This window comes from Peribacillus sp. NPDC076916 (assembly GCF_050269675.1).
Lineage (GTDB): Bacteria > Bacillota > Bacilli > Bacillales > DSM-1321 > Peribacillus > Peribacillus aracenensis.
In genome coordinates this window covers 1-22,853 of the sequence record NZ_JBNNIU010000008.1, presented here as the reverse complement: position 1 = coordinate 22,853, position 22,853 = coordinate 1, and the positions used below count along the sequence as shown (strand labels likewise).

Sequence of the window (22,853 nt, the reverse complement as noted above, 5' to 3'; positions counted from 1 at the left end):
TTTTTTTCATCCGTTCATACGATAAGGTAGGCAAAATACCTATATATCAAGGAGGAAGGAATTTTGAAAAAATGGTGTAAAGCAGGTGTCGTATTTTTACTTCTGTGCATGCTGGTGATCCCGCTTGGAGCATGTGGCAACAAGGAACAGGAAACAACGAAAGTCAGGGTTGCCGAAGTAACCCGCTCCCTTTTCTATACACCGCAATATGTAGCGATTGAAAAAGGATTTTTTAAAGATGAGGGTCTCAGCATTGATTTGAAAACGACGGCAGGCGGCGACAAGACGATGACCACGCTTCTGTCCGGTGGGGCTGATATTGCTCTCGTTGGCTCTGAAACATCGATTTACGTTCGGGCACAAGGTTCGAACGACCCGGTCATCAATTTCGCTCAATTAACACAAACGGATGGGACGTTTCTTGTTTCACGTGAAAAAATTGACAACTTCAATTGGGATATGCTGAAAAACTCTACATTCCTAGGCCAGCGAAAAGGCGGGATGCCGCAAATGGCCGGCGAGTTCGTCTTGAAAAAACATAACATAGACCCGAAAAAAGATTTGAACCTCATACAGAATATTGATTTTGCGAATGTCGCAACTGCGTTCGCTTCCGGTACCGGCGATTTTGTTCAACTGTTCGAACCAACGGCCAGTGTGTTTGAAAAAGAAGGAAAAGGCTATATCGTCGCTTCTTTCGGCTCCGAATCCGGGCATCTTCCTTATACGGTTTATATGGCTAAGGAAAGTTATTTGAAAGAAGACAAAGAGACGGTCAAGAAATTCACGAAAGCATTGAAGAAAGCACAGGATTGGGTTCAGGAAAATGACGCTGCCGAAATCGCCAAAGTCATTCAGCCGTATTTTGAAGATACCAATCTCGAGACGATGGAAACAGTTATCAACCGCTACAAAGAACAAGGTTCATTTGCCACAGATCCCATTCTTGATGAAGAAGAATGGATCAATCTGCAAAACGTCATGGATGAAGCAGGCGAGCTGCCTTCACGTATAAGCCATGATGAGCTGGTCAATACCGATTTTGCTGAAGAAGTCACAAAATAGCATAACTTAAGGTAAGGAGGATGTCCGATGAGCTTTTTAAAGATCCAAGACATTCACCATACTTATTTTTCAAATCAGACGGCAGCGACCGCACTGGCGGACATTTCCCTCGACATTGAAAAAGGTGAATTCGTCTCTTTTCTAGGTCCGAGCGGCTGCGGAAAGACTACCCTGCTTTCCATCATCGCTGGACTATTTTCGCCTACTTCGGGAAAGATCCTGCTCGAAAACAAACCGCTGAAGGCCAACAGTGACCTTTCAATCGGCTATATGCTGCAGCAGGATTATCTATTTCCATGGAAGACGATAGAAGAAAATGTTTTATTAGGATTGAAACTAATTAAAAAGGATGAAGGTCTTGAGAGAATAAAGACGCTGAAACTATTAAGTGACGTTGGATTGGGAGGCACCGGAAAATCATATCCACGCGAACTCTCAGGCGGAATGAGGCAAAGGGCCGCACTGGCACGGACACTGGCGGTCGACCCAAAAATCCTTTTGCTTGATGAACCCTTCTCGGCCCTTGATTACCAAACGAAGTTGAAGCTGGAAGACCTTGTTTTTGAAACCCTGAAATCCTTCGGAAAGACAGCCGTGCTCGTCACCCATGATATCGGTGAAGCCATCGCAATGAGTGACCGCATTTACCTGTTTTCCGCGAACCCGGGAAGCGTGCACAAAACATTCGAGGTACCCGATGAACTGCGTGAACTGACGCCTTTCCATGCACGCAACCACCCACATTATCCAATGCTATTCCAAACGATCTGGAAGGAGCTTGAGAGCCTTGAATATTGAACAGCTTCATAACCAATATAAAACCAAATTAAAAAAGGAAAACAGGCTCATTCGCTTTTATCAGATCCTGATTTTCATCGTTTTCTTCAGCAGTTGGGAACTTTTTTCCCGGATGGAATGGATTGATCCGCTCATCTTCAGCTCCCCAACCAAAGTGTGGCACCTTTTCATTCAAAAATTGGGTGATGGAACACTTCTATCCCATTCCGGAGTGACGCTATTCGAGACCGTTCTCGGCTTTATCATAGGGACATTGCTTGGAACCGTCCTGGCATCCCTGCTTTGGTGGTCACCAAGATTATCCAAAACACTAGACCCCTATCTCGTCATTTTAAATGCCATGCCGAAAGTGGCACTCGGCCCCATCATCATCGTTGCATTCGGTCCTGGCTTTCCATCCATCATCTCGATGGGGGCGATCATCTCCATCATCATCACCACCATCGTCGTCTACACTGCATTTCGCGAAGTGGACCCGAATTACCTGAAGGTACTCCAAACTTTTGGCGCCACAAGAACACAAGCTTTTCGGGAAGTCATCTTACCCGCCTCTTTCCCAACGATCATCTCGACATTGAAAGTGAATGTCGGCCTCTCCTGGGTCGGCGTCATCGTGGGGGAATTCCTAGTTTCGGCCAAAGGACTCGGCTACCTCATCATTTATGGCTTTCAAGTCTTCAACTTCACCCTCGTAATGCTTGCCTTGATGATCATTGCCGTCTTTGCCACAATCATGTATCAACTAGTAGAACTTCTCGAGCGAAAATTAATCAAAGACTAACCAAACTGCCGATAACCCTCGGCAGTTTTTCATTCGTGCTAGAATGAATTGAGTCTTTGGCGGTTTACTCGTGAGTTTCACCCATTTATTCGTGAGTTTCGACCGTTTACTCGTGAAATTTGGCGGTTTACTCGTGAATTCCGCACTTTTACTCGTGAATTTCGGCGGTTTACTCGTGAATTCAACAGATTCACTCGTTTCTCAGCAAAATGGCATCATCCAGTCTTGATAAGCTCAATGGTACAATCTCGTCTTTCATGATGAAGCTAAACTCCTCACCGAGTACATCCGGCAATGCTTCCAAAAAGATCGGGCCTTCCGTTTCCAGGTAATCCTGTTTTTTCTCTACTTCACTTAATGCAGCGTAGTATATTGATTTAACGAATGGCTTCACTGGATCATGTACTTTATATTGTCCCAAAAATCGCAGCTGGCCCACAAAGCCTCCTGTTTCTTCATACACTTCCCTTATGGCCGTTTCTTCAATCGATTCCCCTGCTTCCCGCTTTCCTCCGGGGAACTCCAATCCCCGCTCTTTGTGTTTGGTCAATACCCACCTGCCTTTATATCTGCTGAGCACTAAAACATGCCAAGACTCTCCAAAGACAGGATTCTCGGAGTATTCCACCTTATATCCGTTCTTATCAAGAAAACGCTTCATTTTTCCCCTTCTCTCCGTTTAAGAAATAATGCTATGTCCTTCTTTCATTATATGGGTAAAAGCTAGAATCTGCATCACATCAAAAAAACGATGGACCCTCAATATTCGAGGCCATCGTCAGTTGGTTTTGCCTGTAAAATCCCCATGCTTTCTATATGCCGTTTTCCTTCATCGGTACCTAGAGCATAAATCATCTCGTAAATTTTTTGGAGCGTGATATCCTGTTTATCATTTTCACGGTCAAAATGGTATTGAAGGTATGGGACATGTGAGCGGTAAAAATTTTCTTCGCCTATTGAATAATTATAATCAAATAATTCACGTAACTTGATGATTTCATTATCGGTCGCCTCGATTTCGAAATTCCATGGAGAGCTTTCCCTATCTTGTGTTATCTGCCCATTCGGAAGCCAAATGTAATATTTTTTCCTGTTTTCGGACACATTCATCCACCCTTTCCATATATCCTACGCTTATTTTTCACGTATTTCTCTACTTCATACAATGGAAAATTTTGTTTACAGAAGAACAAAGATGTTAAATAATAGATTAAAGTATCTTTCAAAGGGTAAAACATATAATAAGCCCAAGCATCCCTTAAGATTTTTATATGCACCCAGAGTTTTTTTTGATAACCTACATATAAAGAGATAACGGATTCTAATAAATGTGAGGTGAGAGTTTTGAAGTTAATTGAAGAATTATACAATATGTACCGCGATAAGATGACTGGTGATGAAGAAGATATTGATATGCTCACTTTTGCGGTCCTGGAACAGCTTGACCGTAAGGAAATTTTCGAATTGCTTCAAGAGATGGATGATCAAGAACTGACCAATTTAATGGGCCTTTACATTATTGAAACGTTAAAAGGGAAGTTCGCCCAAAATAGTTTGAACGATACGAAACCTACACATTTTCCGCCTAGGAATATTCATTAATACATACTTTGTCCGGTGTCCCTCTTATGATGGATGCCTTTTTTATTGTTTTAACCTAAAAAAAAGCCCTGCCGAAGCAGGGCTTTTCCTAAATCTTAATGTCCTAAATACGCACGCAGCATCCAAGCATGTTTGTTTAGGCTTTTCTTCATGCCTGTCAGCATATCAGCCGTAACGGGATCTTCTTCTTCGGCAACTTCGATGATTTCCAGGAACTCTTCGGAAAGCTTCTCAAAATCACTGATGACGCTTTGAACCATATCTTCTGTATTTTCATTACCTGTCGCTTCTTCGATCGTCGTTAATTCCATATACTCTTTAAGTGTAGCGACCGGTTTTTCACCAATGGCCAATAACCTTTCAGCCAATTCATCATAGTTGGATGTCACTTCTTTATATAACTCCTCCAATTTTTGGTGAAGTTCAAAGAAGTGCGGTCCATTCACGAACCAGTGGTAATTATGAATTTTCGTATAAAGAACACTGAAGTTTGCAATTTCCTTATTTACTAAAGTTCCCAATTTTTTCTGAACCATGAATATCTACCTCCGTAATTTGGTTATACCTTTATAATTCCCTCTATTCGAAAATTGAAACATTATCTGATACGGTTCTTATGCTAAAATGAATCTAAATTGTGAACGTTAGGAGCTGTGAAGTATGATTACGGTTTTAGTCATCTCCATCATTGTGATTCTGATTGTATTGGCCTTATCGGTCCTAACAATCGGAAAAGGGTACAGCTACAAGCATACAGTGGATCCCATCGATCCTTTGCCTAAGGAAGAGGGGGAAAAAGGAGAACCCGAAAAATGAAAAAAGTTCCTGTCACAATAAGACAGGAACTTTTTTATTAACCGAAAACTTTATGAAGATCTTCTTTATCTTGTGCAAGCCAGAAATTCATTAATTTCTTGGCCCCTTCAAGATCATGCAATTTTGCTTGGCCGCATTGTTTTTCGTTTGCCGCTGGAATTTCAGTAATTGTAACAGCATCCTTGAATGTATCTTCAAGAACATCGATGATTTCCGTCACTGTCGGCTCACCGCTGACAACAAGGTAATATCCTGTTTGACATCCCATTGGCGAAATATCGATAATATCAAAGTGATCGTAGCGCTCGGAATGTTTACGGATATTGAATGCAAGCAAGTGTTCCAGGGTATGGATCGTATCCGGCTTCATCGCTTGTTTATTCGGCTGGCAAAAACGGATATCAAATTTATTAACAAGACCGTCTGTTCCTACCTTATGGACACCGCAATGTCTAACATATGGGGCTTTAACAGCATTATGATCTAATTCAAAGCTTTCAACTGAAGGCATTTAATTCACTCCTTAATTGTATGTCATCTCTATTTTACCTTGAATAACAATATATTTCATCCATTAAAATTAATTCTTATTATATCTATCGGATTACCCCAATGCTTATTCCTTTTTTACCCTTATTGGAAACCTAGAAAATATGCTATAATGAAGGGTAGTGAATATACTCGAAAAGAGATGAAAGCCTTGTGTTGAAAAAAATATTAATGGGAATCATCCGTTTTTACCAAGTTGCCATTTCTCCATTAAAACCGCCTACTTGCCGTTTTTACCCAACTTGTTCCCATTATGGTTTAGAAGCGATCAATCGTTTCGGACCTATAAAAGGAAGCTGGTTAGCACTCATCCGGATTCTTAAATGTCATCCGTTTCATCCAGGGGGCATTGACCTTGTTCCCGAGAAAAAAGAAAAAAGTGAGGGCCAATAGAAAAAAACCTTGCTTTCTATTGCAATTTTTTGTATCATACAGAAGTCAAATCGTAATCATTTCGTTTTTACCACATAACATTCAAATCGTAATCAATACGAATTACAAAGGAGCATTTCATATGAAAATTCGAGCATTGCTCTCACTTTTCCTTGTTACTGCGGTATTTCTGTCAGCCTGCGGCAACTCAAAGGAAGAATCGAGTAAAGATGAAACCAAGGATGCCTTAGATATATATACGACGGTTTACCCTTTACAGTACTTCACGGAGGCCATTGGCGGGGAGTACGTAAATGTCGAGACGGTTTATCCTCCCGGAACGGATGAACACTCATTCGAACCCTCTCAAAAAGATATTGTAAAAATGGCTGAGTCAGACCTATTTTTCTATATTGGCTATAATCTAGAAGGCTTTGTAACCAAGGCTGAACCAATTCTAAGCAAAGAAGGCGTCAGAACGATCGCGGTGGGTGAAACGGTTCATCTTGATGAAGATGAGCATGCACACGAAGAGGAACATTCACATGAAGAAGACGGTCATGATCATGGGGGCGTTAATCCGCATTTGTGGTTAGATCCCATCTATTCCATTGACATGGCTAAAACCATCAAGGACGAATTAACGAAAAAAATGCCGGAACAGGAAGAATATTTCAACAATCATTTCAAGGAGCTTTCCGAAAAGCTTGAGGCACTTGATAAAAATTTCGCGACGACGATCGAGTCGGGCCGTACCAATAAGATCATCGTTTCCCACTCTGCATATGGTTATTGGGAGGAGCGCTATGGATTGAAACAAATCGGCGTCACAGGACTAACGTCTTCAAACGAACCTTCTCAAAAGGAACTGGGAAAAATCGTGACCATGGCTGAAAAAGAAGACTTGAATTACGTCATCTATGAGCAGAATATCAGTTCTAAACTAACCGAGATCATCCAAAAGGAAATGGGAGCGAAATCACTTGAGCTCCATAACCTTTCCGTGTTGACGGACAAGGATATCGAAGCCGGTGAAGATTACTTCAGTTTGATGGAAAAGAATATCAAGACACTTCAAACTGCATTGCAATAGAAAAAAGAGCGGGCCCATTGGGTCCGCTCTTTTTTTGTCCCCTGCTATTTAATGCGTGTTTTCGTTATTCGTTTAAATGCTTATCACGGATCTTTTCCATCTTCATCATCAATTCTGTTCCGATCGTTGATTCGAATTCCGGATAGATGACGGTCATCTCATCCATCCATTCCTTCTTTTCTTCATCTGACAGTGTATAGATGTCGATATTCGATTTTTGCTGGATTTCCTTAAGCTGTTCCTGATTCATTTCATTTGATTTGATCCATAGCCATTTCGTTGTATCATCCATCGCCCGTTGGATTTGCTGCTGAATGTCCAACGGGAGTTTGTTCCAAAACGGCTTATTTATCATGACGACATAGCCTAAATAGCCATGATCACTGATCGTTAAATATTTTTGCACCTCATATAATTTCTTGGAATAGATATTCGAAATCGTATTTTCCTGGCTGTCTGTTTCATTGATTTCAAGACTTTTAAACGTTTCATTAAACTCCAGCACAGAAGTTGTCGCCCCAAAATGCTTGAATTGGCTTTCCAGGACTGCACTTGGCATGATTCTAAAATTCTTTCCGGCAAAATCCCTTGGATGCCGTATCGGTTTACTGCTTGTAATCTGTTTATAGTTATTCGACCAAAATGCGAGTCCCTCTATATCGATGGTATTCAGCTGCTTAAGCAGCTCTTCCCCCACTTCCCCATTCAATGCTTCCTGCAAAGCAGCGTCCGTCGGAAAGACGTAAGGAAGGTCCAATAGCATCCATTTCTTTGATATGCTCGTAATTTTAGATGTAGTTGGAGCAATCATCTGCACTTTGTTTTCTTGTAATGCCTTGATTTCTTCATGGTCACTATATAATGACTGATTAGGGTAAACTTCAATTTTGACACGATGATCTGTATATTCATCGACAAGTTGGGCAAACCTGATCGCAGCTTGCCCTTTAGGTGTATTTTCGGCAACGACATGACTGAACTTAATCACGATTTGATCCTTCATCCCGACCTGCTCCTCATCCTTCGGCAAATTGAAACCGAAGCTTGTAAAGAAAGATTGAAACGATATATACACTGCTATCAACAGCCCCAGGCCAATTAATAATAAGTACCCCCATAATGCACGCATACCGACAACTCCTCACCGCTCACTTCACATTATTACTATTCTATCACAGCTTTTTACTGTCGTAATACAATGCGCGAAAAATGGCGAAAAGTAATAGAAATTCTGTTACTATAAAGTATAGAAGTAATGGAGGAAAAACAATGGATAAATCCTTTCATATGCCCATTCAAATTAAAATCACCCTGCTATCATTCGTAATCGTCGCTTTTTCGATACTAATAGGCGGGATTTTTATATTCGGAAACATCGTTTCAGTCAAGGAAGATGAAATCGGCAAACGATCCATGATCACTGCCCATACCATTGCCGAACTCCCAGAAGTACAAAAATTGGTCCGAGAGCCCGAAGGATGGACTCAGCTCAATCCGATTATTGAAAACTTAAGGAAAATCCATCAAGCAGATTATATAGTTGTGCTCAACAATCAGCATATACGTTATTCCCATCCGGTGTTCAGCCAATTGGGGACCCCTTCGGAAAGCGGTGATGAAAGCGCTGCTTTCGCTGAGCACGAGTATCTTTCAAAGGCGGCTGGCGAACTTGGCATTTCCGTCCGCGCCTTTGTCCCGATCCTTGATAAAGATAGAGAGCAAATCGGCGTCGTCCTGGTTGGGAATATCTTGCCTACGATACCGGAGTTAATCAAGGATCTGAAAGGCGAAATCGCGATTATCCTAGTCCTTACACTTCTATTCGGGGTATGCGGCTCATGGCTCATGGCAAAAAGGATAAAAAAGGAGACCTTCCAACTTGAACCACATGAAATTTCACGGATGCTGGTTGAAAGGACAGCCGCATTCAATGCGATGCATGAAGGGGTCATCGCCATAGATAATAATGAAACGATCACGATTTTCAATGAAAAGGCTAAGCAAATATTCAATATCAACGGTGAAGTCATAGGCAAGAACATCAATGATATTATACACGATACCCGTCTCCCGGAAGTGCTCGATCGGACATCTCCCATCTTCAATCAGGAAATCTCCGTTCAAAACAGGAATATTGTAAGCAACAGGGTACCGATAAAGATTGCGGATAGAACGATCGGTGCCGTAGCCATTTTCCAGGATCGCACCGATGTGACGAAGCTAGCTGAAGAGTTGACTAGTGTCAAAGCATTCGTTGAAGCCCTGCGTGTTCAAAACCATGAACATATGAACAAACTTCATACGATAGCCGGATTGATCCAGCTAGGTAATCTTGACGAAGCACTGCATTACATTTTTCAGATCACGGAAGAACAAGAGGAATTGACCAGGTTTTTAACGAAGCACATTCACGATGATAATTTAGTGGGGCTGATATTAAGCAAGATCTCATTGGGACGGGAACTCGGAATCGAGCTCATCATGGACAAGCACACGAAATTGGACCGATTCCCCGCTGATTTGGATCATCACGATTTTGTTTTGATAATCGGAAACCTGATCGAAAACTCATATGCAGCGCTAAAGCATTGTTCTGAGGAAACAAAACAAGTTTATTTATCCATCTACCAGGATGAACGTCATTGTCAAATCGTGCTTGAGGATAATGGTCCCGGCATTCCCGAGGACATTCATAAAGATATATTCGAGTATGGTTTTACAACAAAAGGTGCGGAAGGATCAGGAATTGGTCTTTATCTAATAGACCAAATTGTAAAAAAAGCGAACGGCGAGATGAAATTCACGACACGCCCTAACGAAGGAACAAGCTTTTTTCTTTCTTTTCCCATGCACGATATAGAGGAGAACCAAAATGACTAACCAAATTCGTGTACTTTTAATTGAAGACGACCCAATGGTCCAAGAGGTCAACAAACAATTCATTGAGCGCCTGCCTGCTTTTAAAGTCGTTGATACAGCTTCAAATGGGCTTGAAGGTCTGGAAAAAATCAGGAAGTCTAAACCCGACCTTGTCATTTTGGACATCTTCATGCCTTCTTTAAACGGGGTTGATACACTTTATCAAATCAGAAAAGAGCAAATTGATGTGGATGTCATCATCATTTCAGCGGCAAATGATCAGAAAACGATCCGAAAAATGATGCAGAACGGGGCTTTTGACTATTTAATCAAGCCATTTAAATTCGATAGGCTAAAACATACGCTGGAACAATACTTCGCTTTTCGGATGGAGGTTGAACCTGACCATCAAATTTCTCAAACCCAGCTCGACCGAATACTCTTTCAAAATAAAACACATTCTGAAGCGAGTCCGAAATATGATGTTCCCAAAGGATTGAATGGCGCGACTCTTGAGCAAGTGACAAAGTTCATAAAGACCCAGCCTGGGTCGCTATCTGCAGAAGAAGTGGCTGATGGGATTGGTATCGCCAGAGTTACAGCAAGGCGCTATCTCGAGTACTTGCATGGTGAAGAAGTCCTTCAGCTTGACGTACAGTATGGCAGCATAGGCCGCCCTGTCAATAGGTACCGGCTTAGTAAACCTTAAAACGCATGGGGACCGGCTCGGAACGGTTCCCTTTTTACTTCATTCTTTACGCACCTGTTTTCCGGTCATAGAGGCCCCACTTTCTCTTCAAAAGAAACAGCTCGCATTCCTTTAAAGCCGTCACTTCTTTTATGACATAGTCAGGCATGCCTCTTCTCAGTAGAATTTCCGCAATTAGGTACGGTTTTTTCATACACGCTCCCCTCCCTTTCCCTTGTTTGCCATTCTTTTGATTTCATTATACAAAATAATCCAATAAAGAAAAAATAGACAAAACCCCATTTCCCGAAAAAATATGGTTTATCAGGGCCTAGGTTTACCCCTTTAAAAATCATGGTTGGGGGGATGCCGATCGAAACTTCAAACTTATATTTTATTTATCCTATTAAATCTTTTACCAAAAGGGTGGGATTCCTGTCAAAAAAATACTAAAAGAGTGAGTTACATGAAACGTGGGAGGTAAAAAGGAAGATTATCAATATTTTAATCAAAAGAGGCCGTAATGCACCTCTTTTGATGTTTTCATTTGTACAGTTTACTATATGTAGTCAATTCCTTTAATCGCTTTTCATTGATGGCAAAACCGATTCCAGCTTTATCGGGAACTTGGATCATGCCATTTTCGACAATGACTTCGGGATCGATTATATCCTCTTCCCAATAACGGGATGAAGATGATATATCCCCGGGAATGGTGAATCCTTTTAATGTGGCAAGTGCGATATTATGTGCACGTGAAATGCCAAATTCAATCATACCGCCGCACCAAACGGGCACACCATTACCCAGGCAAAAATCATGGATTCTTACAGCTTCCATCCAGCCGCCGACTTTAGCCATCTTAATGCTGATCACCCCACAGCTTTGGAGCGACAGTGCACTTTTGGCATCATGAAATGAATTTATGCTTTCATCAAGGCAAATGGGTGTCTGCAGTTGTTTCTGCAAAAAAGAATGTTCCACAATGTCGTCATGTCCAAGCGGCTGCTCAATCATCATCAGCTTAAACGAATCAAGCTTCTGAAGATGTTGGATGTCATCCAGACTGTACGCTGAATTGGCATCTGCCATTAGCGGGATATCGGGATAGGCCCGACGTATTTCCCCTAAAAACTCCAGATCATTTTGAGGATTGATTTTTATTTTATAACGCTGATACCCAGATCCGGAAAAATCCTCGATCTGGCGCATCGCATCTTCTATGTCATTGGATGCAACGACTACTCCAGCGGCCACTTCACTTCGTTCGCCGCCAAACAGCCGCCCGAGGTAGACTCCTTTCTGCTTCGCATATAAATCAAGGATTGCCTGCTCTAAAGCCGACTTCGCCATCGCATTCCGTCTGATTCCGCTCCATAAGTTCGGCAGCTCATCAGGATGCTTGATCTGACTGGCCAATGTCAGCGGAATTAAGAAATCATCCAGCATATGAAAGCATGTCTTGATCGTTTCCTCGGTATACCAAGGACTTGTAAAAGGAACAGCTTCCCCGTATCCAATCAATCCGTCTTCATCCATGGCTTCGACAATTATCACTTCCCGATCGCTTACCGTTTCGAGATGCGTCTTGAATGACCGCTTTAAAGGGGCCTTAATGAGCTTAAGGGAAATGGAGGATAACTTCATTGCCATTCCCCCATTTCCTTCTTCAGTTCCCGTCTCAAAAGCTTGCTTGCGCCATTCCGGGGAAGCTCCTTACAAAAAATCACATTCCGGGGAATTTTATAAGATGCCAAATATCCCCTGCAATATTCCAGCAGTTCGCTCTCATCAAGTTCTGCACCTTGATGCAAGACGACAAAGGCAAGTGGGACCTGTCCCCATTTTTCATCGTCAGTCCCCGTTACTCCCGCTTCGAAAACATCAGGGTGCTTACTTAGGACATTTTCGATCTCGGCCGGGTAGACATTTTCACCGCCGGAAATGATTAAATCCGAGCGTCGGTCAAGCACATATAAAAAGCCTTCCTCATCGAGATAACCAAGGTCCCCAGTATAAAGCCATCCATCGGTAATGGCCTGCTGTGTAGCATCCAGCCGATTAAAATAGCCTTTCGTCACATTCGGACCTGAAACCACGATTTCGCCCACTGCAACCGGTTCACACATCGTTCCGTCTTTCTCTATCCGTAACTGCGAAGGAAACAAAGGCTTTCCCGCCGAGCCGATTTTTGTCATGCTATACTCCGGTGCCAGTGTTACAATCTGTGAAGACGTTTCGGTCATCCCATATGTTTGATAGACGGGAATCCCTTTCTCCTTACATACCTCAAGTAAATGGACGGGTGCAGGGCCGCCGCCCAACAGGAAACAGCGAAACGTTGCCGGATAGCTTGCTCCCTTCAAATCCTGCACCATCCTATTCAGCATTGTCGTCACGACCGAAATGATCGTCACGCCATTTTCCTGGATACTCCGGTTTGCCTCCCGTTCATCGAAACGTTCTGCCAAAACGACCTTCATGCCATATATCACATTTTTCATCAGGATGGATAAACCGCTAATATGAAAGATGGGAACAGCACAATACCAAGAATCTTCCTCATGCAATCCAAGGTTCAGAACCGACCCGACGGCACTCCACCAATGGTTGCCGAATGTTTGGATCACTCCTTTTGGATTTCCTGTCGTACCTGATGTGTACATGATCGTCGCGGTATCCTCAAGGTAAAACTCTTGAAGTATCTCCGCAGTGCCATCCGGCAATTTTTCCATTAAATGAAGGTTCAATTCTGGGAGAATCTCACCAATATCAGAGAGTTTGCCGGAGAAGGAGCCTTCTGAAACCAAATGGGCAGATCCACTATCCCCGATCTGCCAGGACAGCTCTTTTGCCGTTAGCTTATTATTCAGCATCACAATCTTCACACCGAGATAAAGTAGTGCATGGATAACGACAACACCATCAATATGGTTACGGAGCAAAACCGCACATGAATCGCCAGCGCCCAGACCAACGCTTGCCAGCTTACCAGCCATTTTCTCCGATAATGTATGCAGTTCAAGAAAGCTATACGTATGACCTTCAAACTCAATTGCCGGGCGATCCGGTGAAAGATGCGCCCGATTTTTCAGCCAGTTCGGCAACTTTTCTTCCGCCATTGCTGCTTACCCTCTTCCATTTTGATATAGAAAACAGCCCGGCGATTTTCCGCCAAGCTGTCAGTCTCATCGATTCACGCGTTTCATTAAGGGAAACGAGGGAATTGCCCAAAGTCCGGTGTGCGTTTTTCTTTGAATGCATCGCGGCCTTCTTTTGCTTCTTCTGTTGTATAGTATAAAAGTGTAGCGTCACCAGCCAATTGTTGAAGACCTGCAAGGCCATCCGTATCAGCGTTCATTGCCGCTTTCAAGAAACGAAGTGCAGTCGGGCTCTTCTCAAGCATTTCTTCACACCATTTAACCGTTTCCGTTTCCAATTCGTCCAAAGGTACAACCGTGTTGACCAATCCCATATCCAATGCTTCCTGTGCATTGTATTGACGGCATAGGTACCAGATTTCGCGCGCCTTTTTATGACCCACGATACGTGCAAGGTAGCCAGAACCATAACCAGCATCAAAGCTTCCCACATTCGGTCCAGTTTGTCCGAAAATTGCATTGTCAGCAGCAATCGTCAAGTCACATACCACGTTCAAGACATTTCCGCCACCAATTGCATATCCCGCAACCATGGCTACGACCGGTTTTGGAATTACACGGATCAAACGTTGCAAATCAAGAACATTTAGACGCGGAATGTTATCTTCACCTACATACCCGCCATTTCCGCGTACTTTTTGATCTCCGCCTGAACAGAATGCTTTGCCGCCTACACCTGTTAAAATAATGACACCAATGCTTGAATCGTCACGCGCCCTTGCGAATGCATCAATCATTTCAGCAGTCGTTTTTGGCGTGAATGCATTATGTACATGCGGTCGGTTGATGGACACTTTAGCAATCCCGTTATATTTTTCATACAAAATTTCATCATACTCACGTATTGTTTCCCATTGTATCGTCAACTTAATTCCTCCTTATATTTCGCTTTAAAAACTCACTTATTATTTTACCAAACTTTTCTCCAACTTCCACATGAATCGCATGTCCCGCATCATTTATTATTTTCCACTCGGCCCGCTTCAGCTTTCTCATCATTGAGTCCGCAATGTCACAAAACTTACGGTCGAGTTCACCGGTTACAAGGAGCACAGGGAAATCAAGAGTTTGCAGTTGTTCCCAGTATGAAGCCTGACTGCCTGTCCCCATACCAAGAAGGCTTTTGGAAAGGCCGGCAGGGTCATTTGCCAACCGCTGCTCCCGAATGGCCGACCTCGTTTTGGCCGACAACCGTTTTTGACTTTCAAATAACGGGATGTTTTCCCATTGATCCACAAATGATTCCATTCCATTTACAAGAATCCGTTCGGCAAGCTTCCTATCATTTTCCCTTCGGATTTCCCGTTCCCCTTCTGTTGAAAGGCCTGGTGAAGCGCTCTCCAATATCAGTGTATCAACATACTCGGGATACAAACAGGCAAATCCCAATCCGAGCCTTCCGCCCATCGAGTATCCAAGGATATGGGCTTTCGGGAAATGTAACACATCCAAAATATACTTGATATCCTCAGCCACACGCTCCATCTCATACCTTCGATGATCGGCTGGTGACGCAGACATGCCATGACCGATGATGTCGACCATTATCATGGTATACCTGTCACTCAGTAGCGGAATGAGGAATTTCCATGTATCCCGATTTCCCGTAAATCCATGTAAAAGTACAAGAGGATCTCCATTTCCCGTTATTTCAACAGCATACTTTACATCCTTGCTGACAATATTCATGATATTTCCCTATCTAACACCATTTTTATTTCCTGGGAAACAAAGCTCCACAAATTTCGATGCTTTTGTAAATTGGACTCTCTTTCTGTCGGTACTTCGATGATTTTCAGACCTTGGATTTCAAATGACTCCGTAAATACCTTCTCAAACTCATTCCAACTTTGGACCTTGCTGTATTTACCGCCATAAAGCTTTGAAGTATGGGAAAAATCAAGCCCATGAGGCGTGCCGAATAGCGTTTCGAAATGTTCCCTCTCATTCGCCTGCGGCAAGAAGGAGAATATGCCGCCGCCATCATTATTAACCAACAATATCGTGATATTTTGTTTTTGAAGTTTTGCCGCAAGCAAGCCATTCATATCATGGAAAAAACTTAAATCCCCGATTGCCAGCACTGTATTTTTCGATACCGTGCTTACGCCAAGAGCAGTGGAAACGACACCATCAATCCCGTTCGCACCTCGATTTGCCATGGTTTTGATTCCTTTTCCATTATTCAAAAAGAAGGTATCCAAATCACGTATGGGCATGCTATTCCCGACAAACAGCGTCGATTCCAATGGCATCATATCAGCAAGCAGGGCGAACAGCTTGCCTTCACTTAACTCCGATTCATCCCTGACGGAGGCCAGGGCATCCTTCGTCGCTCCGTTGACGGTCTGCCATAAACGAAGCCAATCATCATCAGGGGAAGAAATAATTTTATCAGCCATTTTCAAACAAAAATCTTTCTCTTCGCTGTAAATCATATTCGTTGCCAATCCGGCTGGTTCACGCCAGCCTGCTCCGCCATCGACGACCAAAGTGATTGCCTGTTTTTGTTTTTTCATGAATAACAATAAGGGTTTAGAAACAGGCATTGCCCCGAAACGCAAGATCACTTCCGGCCTGAAAGCCGCTTTTGCCGTTTCATCGCGCAGAAATGTATCGTACGCATCAATTATGACGGCTTTGTCGTGACTACCGCTCCTTAACTGCGAAAGGGGATCAGCCAGTATAGGATAAGCAAGTTTTTCCGCTAATGCGACGATGGCTTCCTTCATCTCGGGATGCGCTAACTCGCCACATACGATGATACCTTGCTTAGCTTGTGACAATGTAGTTGCAACAGCTTCTATTTGTGATGCGGACAGTGACCGTTCTCCACTGTCAATCAACACTGCAGGCGTCAGTTTATTTTGCCTGTACTCCTTTGCTTTCTCCAGATCCGGAATCAATGGTTCACGAAGCGGGAAATTCAAATGTACAGGCCCTGCAGGTTCAGCTGCCGCTGTAGCCACCGCCCTTGCACCGACCGTTCTGGCATACCGCATCATCCCATCCGTGCTTTCAGGAAGTGCCATTTCGACAAACCATTTTACATGTCTTCCGTAAAGATGTATCTGATCGATCGCCTGCGGGGCTCCGACATCACGCAATTCATGCGGGCGGTCAGCAGTAAGTACAATGAGCGGCACTCTTGAATAGAAAGCCTCAATGACGGCTGGGTAATAGTTTGCTGCGGCTGTACCGGACGTACAAAGAAGTCCGACAGGTTCTTTTAAGGCCTTAGCCAAACCAAGGGCAAAAAAAGCAGCCGAACGCTCATCCACATTAATATGAATTTTGATATCAGGATGCTCCACTAGCAACAAAGCTATGGGCGTAGATCGTGAACCTGGGCTCACCACTACATGCTTCACCTCATTTTGTGCCAGCTCATCGACGAATGAAGTAGCATACGCTGTCAATGCATCTCGGTCATTCATTAAGATTTCCTCCTAAAGCACTTAACATCGGATTGAATTTAATCCCTGTTTCCCGGAATTCACTTTCGGGAGTCGAATCTTCGACTACCCCGCATCCGGCAAAGAGGGATGCCTCATTGTTCTGTATAAGGGCAGAACGAATCCCTACAGCGAATTCCCCGTTTCCATACGTATCCACCCAACCTAAAGGACCCGCATAAAAGCCGCGTTCAAGACCTTCCATTTCCCGGATCCGGACAACGGCCTTTTCTTTTGGTAGTCCGCCCATGGCAGGTGTAGGATGGAGATTCTCGACGAATTCAAAAATCGTGACGCCATCCTTGGATATACCGCGGACCGGTGTGTACAAATGCTGGATATGACGGTTTTTCATAAGTGTCGGTTCGGCAGGAACCATCACCTTTTCGCATACAGAATCAAAAGCATTGGATATCATCGACACGACATATTGATGCTCTTGTAAATTCTTTTGGTCATGAAGCAATTCTTCACCAAGACAAACATCTTCCTGCTCATCTTTCCCTCGCCCCATCGATCCGGCAAGACAGGTTGAAAAAACTTCATTTCCCTGTTTCTTAATTAAACGTTCAGGGGTGGCACCTACAAAACAGTCACCGCCAGCCTCCAAACTGAAAATATAGCTTAAAGGCTGCTCAGCAATCAATTGTTCAAGCACTTTCCCTGAATCGATGGAACGTTCAAAAGCAAGTCGAAGCTCCCTTGCCAAAACGATCTTGTCGAGATCTGTCGTCTTGATTTCCTGAACAGCCTCTTCGACCGTCCGCTTCCATTCCTCAGGTTCGACTTCCCTCTGCATAACCAGGGAATTTACACCCGATCCATTTCCATCCAAGCTTTCGAAAAGGAAAGCTTCCCGTTCATTTATCATATCTATGAAGAGTTTTTCTGAATCATCAGGCGAACAAAGTAAGTTTGTCGTTAAGTAAGCTTGTTTCCCCACTATTGTCAGCATGAAGGCAGGTATATAAAACAGGTTGTCCCCGAACTGATTCCACAGGAGCGTACTGTCCGTTTCATAATCAAAAGAAAAGCCCCCAAACAGTAACGGACCTGTCGCTTCTACATCGGTCACTCCTGTTTTGACAGCAGTATTCTGCAGTTTGATCCAGCTCTTTTCGACTTCTCTATAACGTTCGGCATTCGATGCCGCTTTGAGTTTCTTAACATTGCCTAAACCGGTGATGGTTATATCCTTTGCAGGGTCCTCCCAGAAAAAGCGTTCACCCGCGTACCGTTCTCTTCCAGCTTGATAAAATGAAAGGGGGTTGTTGCAATTAACTTTCTTAATATGACTGAATAGAACTTGATCATTCAAGTCCTTCGCCTTTTGTATAGCTGAAGCCAGTCCCTGAAACTGTTCAGTTTCCTCTGAGATAGCCAAAAAAATCCCCCCAAATGTACATTTTAAAAGCTTTTTAACCTATTTAAAGATACACCTCCCTTGAACCTCATGTCAATAAAACGCCCCTTTACCGAACGATTCTTTCCTGCTTTTTTCCTTATTATATGAATCTTAGCGAATGTAGAGAAATATCCTTGATTCTGGAAATGTACCATCCATGGATTCTAAATATACCGTTGCCTACTTTTCCTGCATTTATTAGGATAACCTTTTGTGCAACATTTCAATATTTGTTATAATTTCGAGAGAACCAATAATGATTTTGAGGAGAGAAATAATGCAAACAGAATACGACGGACTTCCCCTTAAACGGACCTGGAAGATTTGGTGGGAGTTAATTCGTCCACATACACTAACCGCAGCTTTTGTTCCAGTCTTGCTTGGAACTGTTATTGCACTTTTGGAGGATGGAGTGAATTGGTTATTATTCGCTGCCATGATGATTGCAAGCATCCTGATACAAGCTGCAACCAATTTATTCAATGAATACTATGATTTCAAGAGAGGCTTGGATACGGAGGAATCCGTAGGCATCGGCGGCGGGATCGTCCGTCATGGGATGACCCCCAAACTAATCATGAACTTGGCCCTTGGCATGTATGCCATCGCCTTGATAATTGGAATCTATATCTGTGCTGCATCATCTTGGTGGCTTGCTGCAGTAGGACTGGTTTGCATGCTTGTCGGCTATCTTTATACAGGCGGCCCCTTGCCCATTTCATATACACCATTCGGGGAACTTTTTTCTGGTTTGTTCATGGGCTTTTTGATAATCCTGATCGCCTTTTTCATTCAAACCGGTGATGTTTCTTCAACAGCCATCTTAATTGCCATTCCAAGTGGAATATTGGTCGGGTTGATCAACTTATCGAATAACCTACGTGACCATGACGGAGATAAGGCACATGGCCGCAAAACGATGCCGGTAGTCATGGGCCGGAAAAACGCCCTGACATTCATGGCAATCATGTTCGCATTCTCTTATCTATGGCTAGTTGGGCTAGTCCTTACCGGAAGCGTAACGGTGTGGATCCTCCTTGCCTTCCTAAGCATCCCGAAAGCCCTGGCCGCAATCAAAGGCTTCGTAGGTAAAACGCAGCCGATCACGATGGTGCCAGCAATGAAAGCCACGGCCCAAACGAACACCTTCTTTGGCTTACTCATGGCCATTGGATTATTCATCAGCTATCTTATATAATCTCCTGGGACTGAGCTCATTTGCTCAGTCCTTTTTTCTATAATCCGTTCCTTATTGTTTTCCTATACTCCGATTCGGGTAATAGATAATACAACCATCTTACCAATATAATTGAAATTTAGACTTTAGAAGGAGTGAATCCGATATGGCAACGAAACAACAAACACAAAAATTCAAAAAAGAACTGCTTCAAGAAAAAAATGAGCTAATTAATAGAATTCAAAATGATGAACAATCCGTTCTGGATAAAAGCCAGACTGAATCCGTAGGGGAATTATCATCCTATGATAATCATCCTGCTGATCTTGGTACCGAATTATTCGAGATGGAACGGAATCAAGCACTCGATGAGCATGCACAATCCGAAATGGAGAAAATCGATGAAGCTTTGAAAGCCATGGAAGAAGGCTCGTATGGCCATTGTAAAACCTGCAATAGGGAAATCCCCATCGAGAGGCTTGAAGCGATCCCAAGCACCCTCTACTGTGTCGAGCATGCTCCAGAACGGTCAATTTCACAAGACCGGCCTGCGGAAGAGGATATACTAATCCCATCCATGGGTGATCATTTTGAAAATCGTCATGGAATCGAAATGGTGGATAAAGAAGATAGCTTTGGTGAAGTTGCCAAATTCGGTACATCCGAAACACCATCCGATTACACAGGCGATCATGACAATTATAATGATCTATATAAAACCGAGGATGAAACGAACGGGTTTCCTGAAGACTATGAAGGTTATGCCGCAAATGATATCGAAGGAAAAAATAGAGTGAACATACCGAACAAAAAGCAAAAGGTATATGAAGATACACTGGAGGAAGAAAATATAGAATCCAATCTTGGAGACATTCCCTATAAACAAAAAGATAGTTATATCAATGAAAAGAAATGAAAAAAAAGAAGCATACATTCATGTATGCTTCCCTTTTTGTTATGACCCGTACGGGATTCGAACCCGTGTTACCGCCGTGAAAGGGCGGTGTCTTAACCGCTTGACCAACGGGCCAACTGGCGGAGAAGGAGGGATTTGAACCCTCGCGCCGCTCGCGCGACCTACACCCTTAGCAGGGGCGCCTCTTCAGCCTCTTGAGTACTTCCCCATGGCTCCGCAGGTAGGACTCGAACCTACGACCGTTCGGTTAACAGCCGAATGCTCTACCACTGAGCTACTGCGGAACAATGAATATGGTGGGCCTAAATGGACTCGAACCATCGACCTCACGCTTATCAGGCGTGCGCTCTAACCAGCTGAGCTATAGGCCCATATTTGGAGCGGGTGAAGGGAATCGAACCCTCATCATCAGCTTGGAAGGCTGAGGTTTTACCACTAAACTACACCCGCGAAATGGGGCGACTGATGGGAATCGAACCCACGAATGCCTGAACCACAATCAGGTGCGTTAACCACTTCGCCACAATCGCCGTAATTTTTTAGAATATGGTGGCTCAGGACGGAATCGAACCGCCGACACAAGGATTTTCAGTCCTTTGCTCTACCGACTGAGCTACTGAGCCACATATGTATTGAATTTTAAAAATGGCGGTCCCGACGGGAATCGAACCCGCGATCTCCTGCGTGACAGGCAGGCATGTTAACCGCTACACCACGGGACCTAATAATTGCGGGGACAGGATTTGAACCTGCGACCTTCGGGTTATGAGCCCGACGAGCTACCGGACTGCTCCACCCCGCGACGGTAATAATGAAACGATTTGCATCAAGTTTTCGTGTATAACGTTTCGTCCGCATCCTTTATGTAAGGGTGTTTCAAAACAACTTGCTGCTTTTTGAAAAAATGGAGGAGGTAGAGGGATTCGAACCCCCGCGGGATTTGACTCCCCTGTCGGTTTTCAAGACCGATCCCTTCAGCCGAACTTGGGTATACCTCCATGGCTTTTAAAAAGTGAATATGGTGGACCTTGTAGGACTCGAACCTACGACCGGACGGTTATGAGCCGTCTGCTCTAACCAGCTGAGCTAAAGGTCCTTATATTTATTGGTAGCGGCGGAGGGGATCGAACCCCCGACCTCACGGGTATGAACCGTACGCTCTAGCCAGCTGAGCTACACCGCCAATATAATATAAGTTTCTGATTGAAAAATGGTGGAGCCTAGCGGGATCGAACCGCTGACCTCCTGCGTGCAAGGCAGGCGCTCTCCCAGCTGAGCTAAGGCCCCATTCATTAAAAATCACGTGGTCGGGAAGACAGGATTCGAACCTGCGACCCCTTGGTCCCAAACCAAGTGCTCTACCAAGCTGAGCTACTTCCCGCAATAAAAACATGGTGCGCCCGGCGGGAGTCGAACCTACAACCTTCTGATTCGTAGTCAGATGCTCTATCCAATTGAGCTACGGGCGCATATTATGATGGTGCCGAGGACCGGAATCGAACCGGTACGGTAGTCACCTACCGCAGGATTTTAAGTCCTGTGCGTCTGCCAGTTCCGCCACCCCGGCACATACGAAAAGTGGAGCGGAAGACGGGATTCGAACCCGCGACCCCAACCTTGGCAAGGTTGTATTCTACCACTGAACTACTTCCGCATGAAAGATGCGGGTGAAGGGACTTGAACCCCCACGCCTTGCGGCGCCAGATCCTAAGTCTGGTGCGTCTGCCAATTCCGCCACACCCGCATATAAAATGGTGAGCCATGAAGGATTCGAACCTTCGACCCTCTGATTAAAAGTCAGATGCTCTACCAACTGAGCTAATGGCTCGTGCTTGTACTATTTTAAAATGGTGCCGGCAAGAGGACTTGAACCCCCAACCTACTGATTACAAGTCAGTTGCTCTACCAGTTGAGCTACACCGGCAGGTGTAAAATGGTGGAGGATGACGGGATCGAACCGCCGACCCTCTGCTTGTAAGGCAGATGCTCTCCCAGCTGAGCTAATCCTCCATATGAAACCTGCTTGGCGACGTCCTACTCTCACAGGGGGAAACCCCCAACTACCATCGGCGCTGAAGAGCTTAACTGCCGTGTTCGGAATGGGAACGGGTGTGAC

24 protein-coding genes, 21 tRNA genes and 1 rRNA gene are annotated in these 22,853 nt (G+C 44.0%); 12 read left to right on the top strand and 34 right to left on the bottom strand.

Features of this window, described 5'->3' with window-relative positions; translation table 11 throughout:
• The first annotated feature begins 63 nt into the window (after positions 1 to 63).
• The 4 genes from ACQKFG_RS20190 (at position 64) to ACQKFG_RS20175 (ending at position 2,873) form a co-directional block, all read left to right on the top strand.
• Positions 64 to 1,065: an ABC transporter substrate-binding protein gene (locus ACQKFG_RS20190; RefSeq protein ID WP_427562146.1), complete on the top strand. Its 1,002-nt coding sequence runs from the start codon at positions 64 to 66 to the stop codon at positions 1,063 to 1,065.
• A gap of 27 nt (positions 1,066 to 1,092) precedes the next feature.
• Complete coding sequence (locus tag ACQKFG_RS20185; protein WP_192206817.1) at positions 1,093 to 1,863, top strand: ABC transporter ATP-binding protein; 771 nt, start codon at positions 1,093 to 1,095, stop codon at positions 1,861 to 1,863.
• Complete coding sequence (locus ACQKFG_RS20180) at positions 1,853 to 2,644, top strand: ABC transporter permease (RefSeq protein WP_427562142.1); 792 nt, start codon at positions 1,853 to 1,855, stop codon at positions 2,642 to 2,644. The genes ACQKFG_RS20185 and ACQKFG_RS20180 overlap by 11 nt, the downstream gene beginning before the upstream one ends.
• A gap of 70 nt (positions 2,645 to 2,714) precedes the next feature.
• Positions 2,715 to 2,873 (top strand): hypothetical protein, encoded by a 159-nt coding sequence (locus ACQKFG_RS20175; protein ID WP_427562139.1) that lies wholly within the window; start codon positions 2,715 to 2,717, stop codon positions 2,871 to 2,873.
• Here ACQKFG_RS20175 and ytkD read toward each other — a convergent pair.
• Positions 2,835 to 3,305: an RNA deprotection pyrophosphohydrolase gene (gene ytkD / locus ACQKFG_RS20170; protein WP_192206819.1), complete on the bottom strand. Its 471-nt coding sequence runs from the start codon at positions 3,303 to 3,305 to the stop codon at positions 2,835 to 2,837. The two genes, ACQKFG_RS20175 and ytkD, sit on opposite strands and share 39 nt — an antisense overlap.
• A gap of 98 nt (positions 3,306 to 3,403) precedes the next feature.
• Positions 3,404 to 3,754: a hydrolase gene (locus ACQKFG_RS20165; RefSeq protein ID WP_192206820.1), complete on the bottom strand. Its 351-nt coding sequence runs from the start codon at positions 3,752 to 3,754 to the stop codon at positions 3,404 to 3,406.
• 225 nt (positions 3,755 to 3,979) lie between these two features.
• Here ACQKFG_RS20165 and ACQKFG_RS20160 point away from each other — a divergent pair, with 225 nt between their 5' ends.
• Positions 3,980 to 4,246, top strand: coding sequence for a DUF6154 family protein (locus ACQKFG_RS20160; RefSeq protein WP_370662567.1), 267 nt, complete (start codon positions 3,980 to 3,982; stop codon positions 4,244 to 4,246).
• A 95-nt stretch (positions 4,247 to 4,341) separates the two neighbouring features.
• On the opposite strand, the gene ACQKFG_RS20155 is transcribed toward ACQKFG_RS20160, so the two are convergent.
• On the bottom strand, positions 4,342 to 4,782 hold the full coding sequence (locus ACQKFG_RS20155; RefSeq protein WP_192206821.1) for a Dps family protein: 441 nt from the start codon (positions 4,780 to 4,782) through the stop codon (positions 4,342 to 4,344).
• Between the two features lie 124 nt (positions 4,783 to 4,906).
• Here ACQKFG_RS20155 and ytzI point away from each other — a divergent pair, with 124 nt between their 5' ends.
• Positions 4,907 to 5,062, top strand: coding sequence for a YtzI protein (gene ytzI / locus ACQKFG_RS20150; protein ID WP_192206822.1), 156 nt, complete (start codon positions 4,907 to 4,909; stop codon positions 5,060 to 5,062).
• 37 nt (positions 5,063 to 5,099) lie between these two features.
• Here the strand turns inward: ytzI and ACQKFG_RS20145 are convergent, their stop codons facing one another.
• Positions 5,100 to 5,573, bottom strand: coding sequence for an S-ribosylhomocysteine lyase (locus ACQKFG_RS20145; protein WP_427562132.1), 474 nt, complete (start codon positions 5,571 to 5,573; stop codon positions 5,100 to 5,102).
• A 209-nt stretch (positions 5,574 to 5,782) separates the two neighbouring features.
• Between ACQKFG_RS20145 and yidD the strand changes: the two genes are divergently transcribed.
• Positions 5,783 to 6,004 carry a membrane protein insertion efficiency factor YidD gene (gene yidD, locus ACQKFG_RS20140; protein ID WP_370662605.1) on the top strand — a complete coding sequence of 74 codons (222 nt, stop codon included), beginning with the start codon at positions 5,783 to 5,785 and terminating at the stop codon, positions 6,002 to 6,004.
• 121 nt (positions 6,005 to 6,125) lie between these two features.
• Positions 6,126 to 7,076 (top strand): metal ABC transporter solute-binding protein, Zn/Mn family, encoded by a 951-nt coding sequence (locus ACQKFG_RS20135; RefSeq protein ID WP_427562129.1) that lies wholly within the window; start codon positions 6,126 to 6,128, stop codon positions 7,074 to 7,076.
• A gap of 64 nt (positions 7,077 to 7,140) precedes the next feature.
• On the opposite strand, the gene ACQKFG_RS20130 is transcribed toward ACQKFG_RS20135, so the two are convergent.
• Entirely contained in the window at positions 7,141 to 8,205 is a 1,065-nt protein-coding gene (locus ACQKFG_RS20130; protein ID WP_427562126.1) for a DctP family TRAP transporter solute-binding subunit, read from the bottom strand.
• Positions 8,206 to 8,345: 140 nt separating this feature from the next.
• On the opposite strand from ACQKFG_RS20130, the gene ACQKFG_RS20125 reads away from it, so the two are divergent.
• Positions 8,346 to 9,956 (top strand): ATP-binding protein, encoded by a 1,611-nt coding sequence (locus ACQKFG_RS20125; RefSeq protein WP_427562123.1) that lies wholly within the window; start codon positions 8,346 to 8,348, stop codon positions 9,954 to 9,956.
• On the top strand, positions 9,949 to 10,644 hold the full coding sequence (locus ACQKFG_RS20120) for a response regulator (protein ID WP_192206828.1): 696 nt from the start codon (positions 9,949 to 9,951) through the stop codon (positions 10,642 to 10,644). Before ACQKFG_RS20125 ends, ACQKFG_RS20120 begins: the two co-directional genes overlap by 8 nt.
• 46 nt (positions 10,645 to 10,690) lie before the next feature.
• Here the strand turns inward: ACQKFG_RS20120 and ACQKFG_RS20115 are convergent, their stop codons facing one another.
• The 7 genes from ACQKFG_RS20115 to ACQKFG_RS20085 all read right to left on the bottom strand — a co-directional run bounded on the left by ACQKFG_RS20115 (position 10,691) and on the right by ACQKFG_RS20085 (position 18,623).
• The gene (locus ACQKFG_RS20115; protein WP_153246142.1) at positions 10,691 to 10,837 is read right to left on the bottom strand and encodes a hypothetical protein; all 147 of its coding nucleotides are present in this window, start codon (positions 10,835 to 10,837) and stop codon (positions 10,691 to 10,693) included.
• Between the two features lie 329 nt (positions 10,838 to 11,166).
• Positions 11,167 to 12,270 carry an o-succinylbenzoate synthase gene (gene menC, locus ACQKFG_RS20110; RefSeq protein WP_427562120.1) on the bottom strand — a complete coding sequence of 368 codons (1,104 nt, stop codon included), beginning with the start codon at positions 12,268 to 12,270 and terminating at the stop codon, positions 11,167 to 11,169.
• Positions 12,267 to 13,745, bottom strand: coding sequence for an o-succinylbenzoate--CoA ligase (locus tag ACQKFG_RS20105; protein ID WP_427562117.1), 1,479 nt, complete (start codon positions 13,743 to 13,745; stop codon positions 12,267 to 12,269). The genes menC and ACQKFG_RS20105 overlap by 4 nt, the downstream gene beginning before the upstream one ends.
• 86 nt (positions 13,746 to 13,831) lie before the next feature.
• A complete protein-coding gene (menB, locus tag ACQKFG_RS20100) occupies positions 13,832 to 14,644 on the bottom strand; it encodes a 1,4-dihydroxy-2-naphthoyl-CoA synthase (protein ID WP_370662606.1) in 813 nt (270 codons plus the stop codon).
• A 7-nt stretch (positions 14,645 to 14,651) separates the two neighbouring features.
• Complete coding sequence (gene menH / locus ACQKFG_RS20095) at positions 14,652 to 15,473, bottom strand: 2-succinyl-6-hydroxy-2,4-cyclohexadiene-1-carboxylate synthase (protein WP_427562114.1); 822 nt, start codon at positions 15,471 to 15,473, stop codon at positions 14,652 to 14,654.
• Entirely contained in the window at positions 15,470 to 17,221 is a 1,752-nt protein-coding gene (menD, locus tag ACQKFG_RS20090) for a 2-succinyl-5-enolpyruvyl-6-hydroxy-3-cyclohexene-1-carboxylic-acid synthase (RefSeq protein ID WP_427562111.1), read from the bottom strand. The genes menH and menD overlap by 4 nt, the downstream gene beginning before the upstream one ends.
• A complete protein-coding gene (locus tag ACQKFG_RS20085) occupies positions 17,214 to 18,623 on the bottom strand; it encodes an isochorismate synthase (RefSeq protein ID WP_192206832.1) in 1,410 nt (469 codons plus the stop codon). Before ACQKFG_RS20085 ends, menD begins: the two co-directional genes overlap by 8 nt.
• Before the next feature lie 298 nt (positions 18,624 to 18,921).
• On the opposite strand from ACQKFG_RS20085, the gene ACQKFG_RS20080 reads away from it, so the two are divergent.
• Both ACQKFG_RS20080 and ACQKFG_RS20075 read left to right on the top strand, forming a co-directional pair.
• The gene (locus tag ACQKFG_RS20080; protein WP_192206833.1) at positions 18,922 to 19,842 is read left to right on the top strand and encodes a 1,4-dihydroxy-2-naphthoate polyprenyltransferase; all 921 of its coding nucleotides are present in this window, start codon (positions 18,922 to 18,924) and stop codon (positions 19,840 to 19,842) included.
• Positions 19,843 to 19,987: 145 nt separating this feature from the next.
• A complete protein-coding gene (locus tag ACQKFG_RS20075) occupies positions 19,988 to 20,737 on the top strand; it encodes a TraR/DksA C4-type zinc finger protein (RefSeq protein WP_260285260.1) in 750 nt (249 codons plus the stop codon).
• Between the two features lie 42 nt (positions 20,738 to 20,779).
• Here ACQKFG_RS20075 and ACQKFG_RS20070 read toward each other — a convergent pair.
• The 22 genes from ACQKFG_RS20070 to rrf form a co-directional block, all read right to left on the bottom strand.
• Positions 20,780 to 20,851: transfer RNA gene (locus ACQKFG_RS20070), tRNA-Glu, on the bottom strand.
• 3 nt (positions 20,852 to 20,854) lie between these two features.
• A tRNA-Ser gene (locus tag ACQKFG_RS20065) sits at positions 20,855 to 20,945 on the bottom strand.
• A gap of 1 nt (position 20,946) precedes the next feature.
• A tRNA-Asn gene (locus ACQKFG_RS20060) sits at positions 20,947 to 21,021 on the bottom strand.
• A 10-nt stretch (positions 21,022 to 21,031) separates the two neighbouring features.
• Positions 21,032 to 21,108: transfer RNA gene (locus tag ACQKFG_RS20055), tRNA-Ile, on the bottom strand.
• A gap of 5 nt (positions 21,109 to 21,113) precedes the next feature.
• Positions 21,114 to 21,187, bottom strand: a tRNA-Gly gene (locus ACQKFG_RS20050).
• Positions 21,188 to 21,191: 4 nt separating this feature from the next.
• Positions 21,192 to 21,267: transfer RNA gene (locus ACQKFG_RS20045), tRNA-His, on the bottom strand.
• A 17-nt stretch (positions 21,268 to 21,284) separates the two neighbouring features.
• Positions 21,285 to 21,360: transfer RNA gene (locus ACQKFG_RS20040), tRNA-Phe, on the bottom strand.
• A 23-nt stretch (positions 21,361 to 21,383) separates the two neighbouring features.
• Positions 21,384 to 21,459, bottom strand: a tRNA-Asp gene (locus ACQKFG_RS20035).
• Between the two features lie 6 nt (positions 21,460 to 21,465).
• Positions 21,466 to 21,539: transfer RNA gene (locus ACQKFG_RS20030), tRNA-Met, on the bottom strand.
• Between the two features lie 103 nt (positions 21,540 to 21,642).
• Positions 21,643 to 21,735 (bottom strand) — tRNA-Ser (locus tag ACQKFG_RS20025).
• A 21-nt stretch (positions 21,736 to 21,756) separates the two neighbouring features.
• Positions 21,757 to 21,833 (bottom strand) — tRNA-Ile (locus ACQKFG_RS20020).
• A gap of 10 nt (positions 21,834 to 21,843) precedes the next feature.
• A tRNA-Met gene (locus tag ACQKFG_RS20015) sits at positions 21,844 to 21,920 on the bottom strand.
• A 28-nt stretch (positions 21,921 to 21,948) separates the two neighbouring features.
• Positions 21,949 to 22,024 (bottom strand) — tRNA-Ala (locus ACQKFG_RS20010).
• 17 nt (positions 22,025 to 22,041) lie between these two features.
• Positions 22,042 to 22,118, bottom strand: a tRNA-Pro gene (locus ACQKFG_RS20005).
• A gap of 11 nt (positions 22,119 to 22,129) precedes the next feature.
• A tRNA-Arg gene (locus ACQKFG_RS20000) sits at positions 22,130 to 22,206 on the bottom strand.
• A 9-nt stretch (positions 22,207 to 22,215) separates the two neighbouring features.
• Positions 22,216 to 22,304 (bottom strand) — tRNA-Leu (locus ACQKFG_RS19995).
• Positions 22,305 to 22,316: 12 nt separating this feature from the next.
• A tRNA-Gly gene (locus ACQKFG_RS19990) sits at positions 22,317 to 22,391 on the bottom strand.
• A gap of 8 nt (positions 22,392 to 22,399) precedes the next feature.
• Positions 22,400 to 22,481, bottom strand: a tRNA-Leu gene (locus ACQKFG_RS19985).
• A gap of 8 nt (positions 22,482 to 22,489) precedes the next feature.
• Positions 22,490 to 22,565, bottom strand: a tRNA-Lys gene (locus ACQKFG_RS19980).
• 20 nt (positions 22,566 to 22,585) lie between these two features.
• Positions 22,586 to 22,661 (bottom strand) — tRNA-Thr (locus ACQKFG_RS19975).
• Between the two features lie 10 nt (positions 22,662 to 22,671).
• Positions 22,672 to 22,747 (bottom strand) — tRNA-Val (locus ACQKFG_RS19970).
• An 11-nt stretch (positions 22,748 to 22,758) separates the two neighbouring features.
• Positions 22,759 to 22,853, bottom strand: a 5S ribosomal RNA gene (rrf, locus tag ACQKFG_RS19965); the annotation flags it as partial.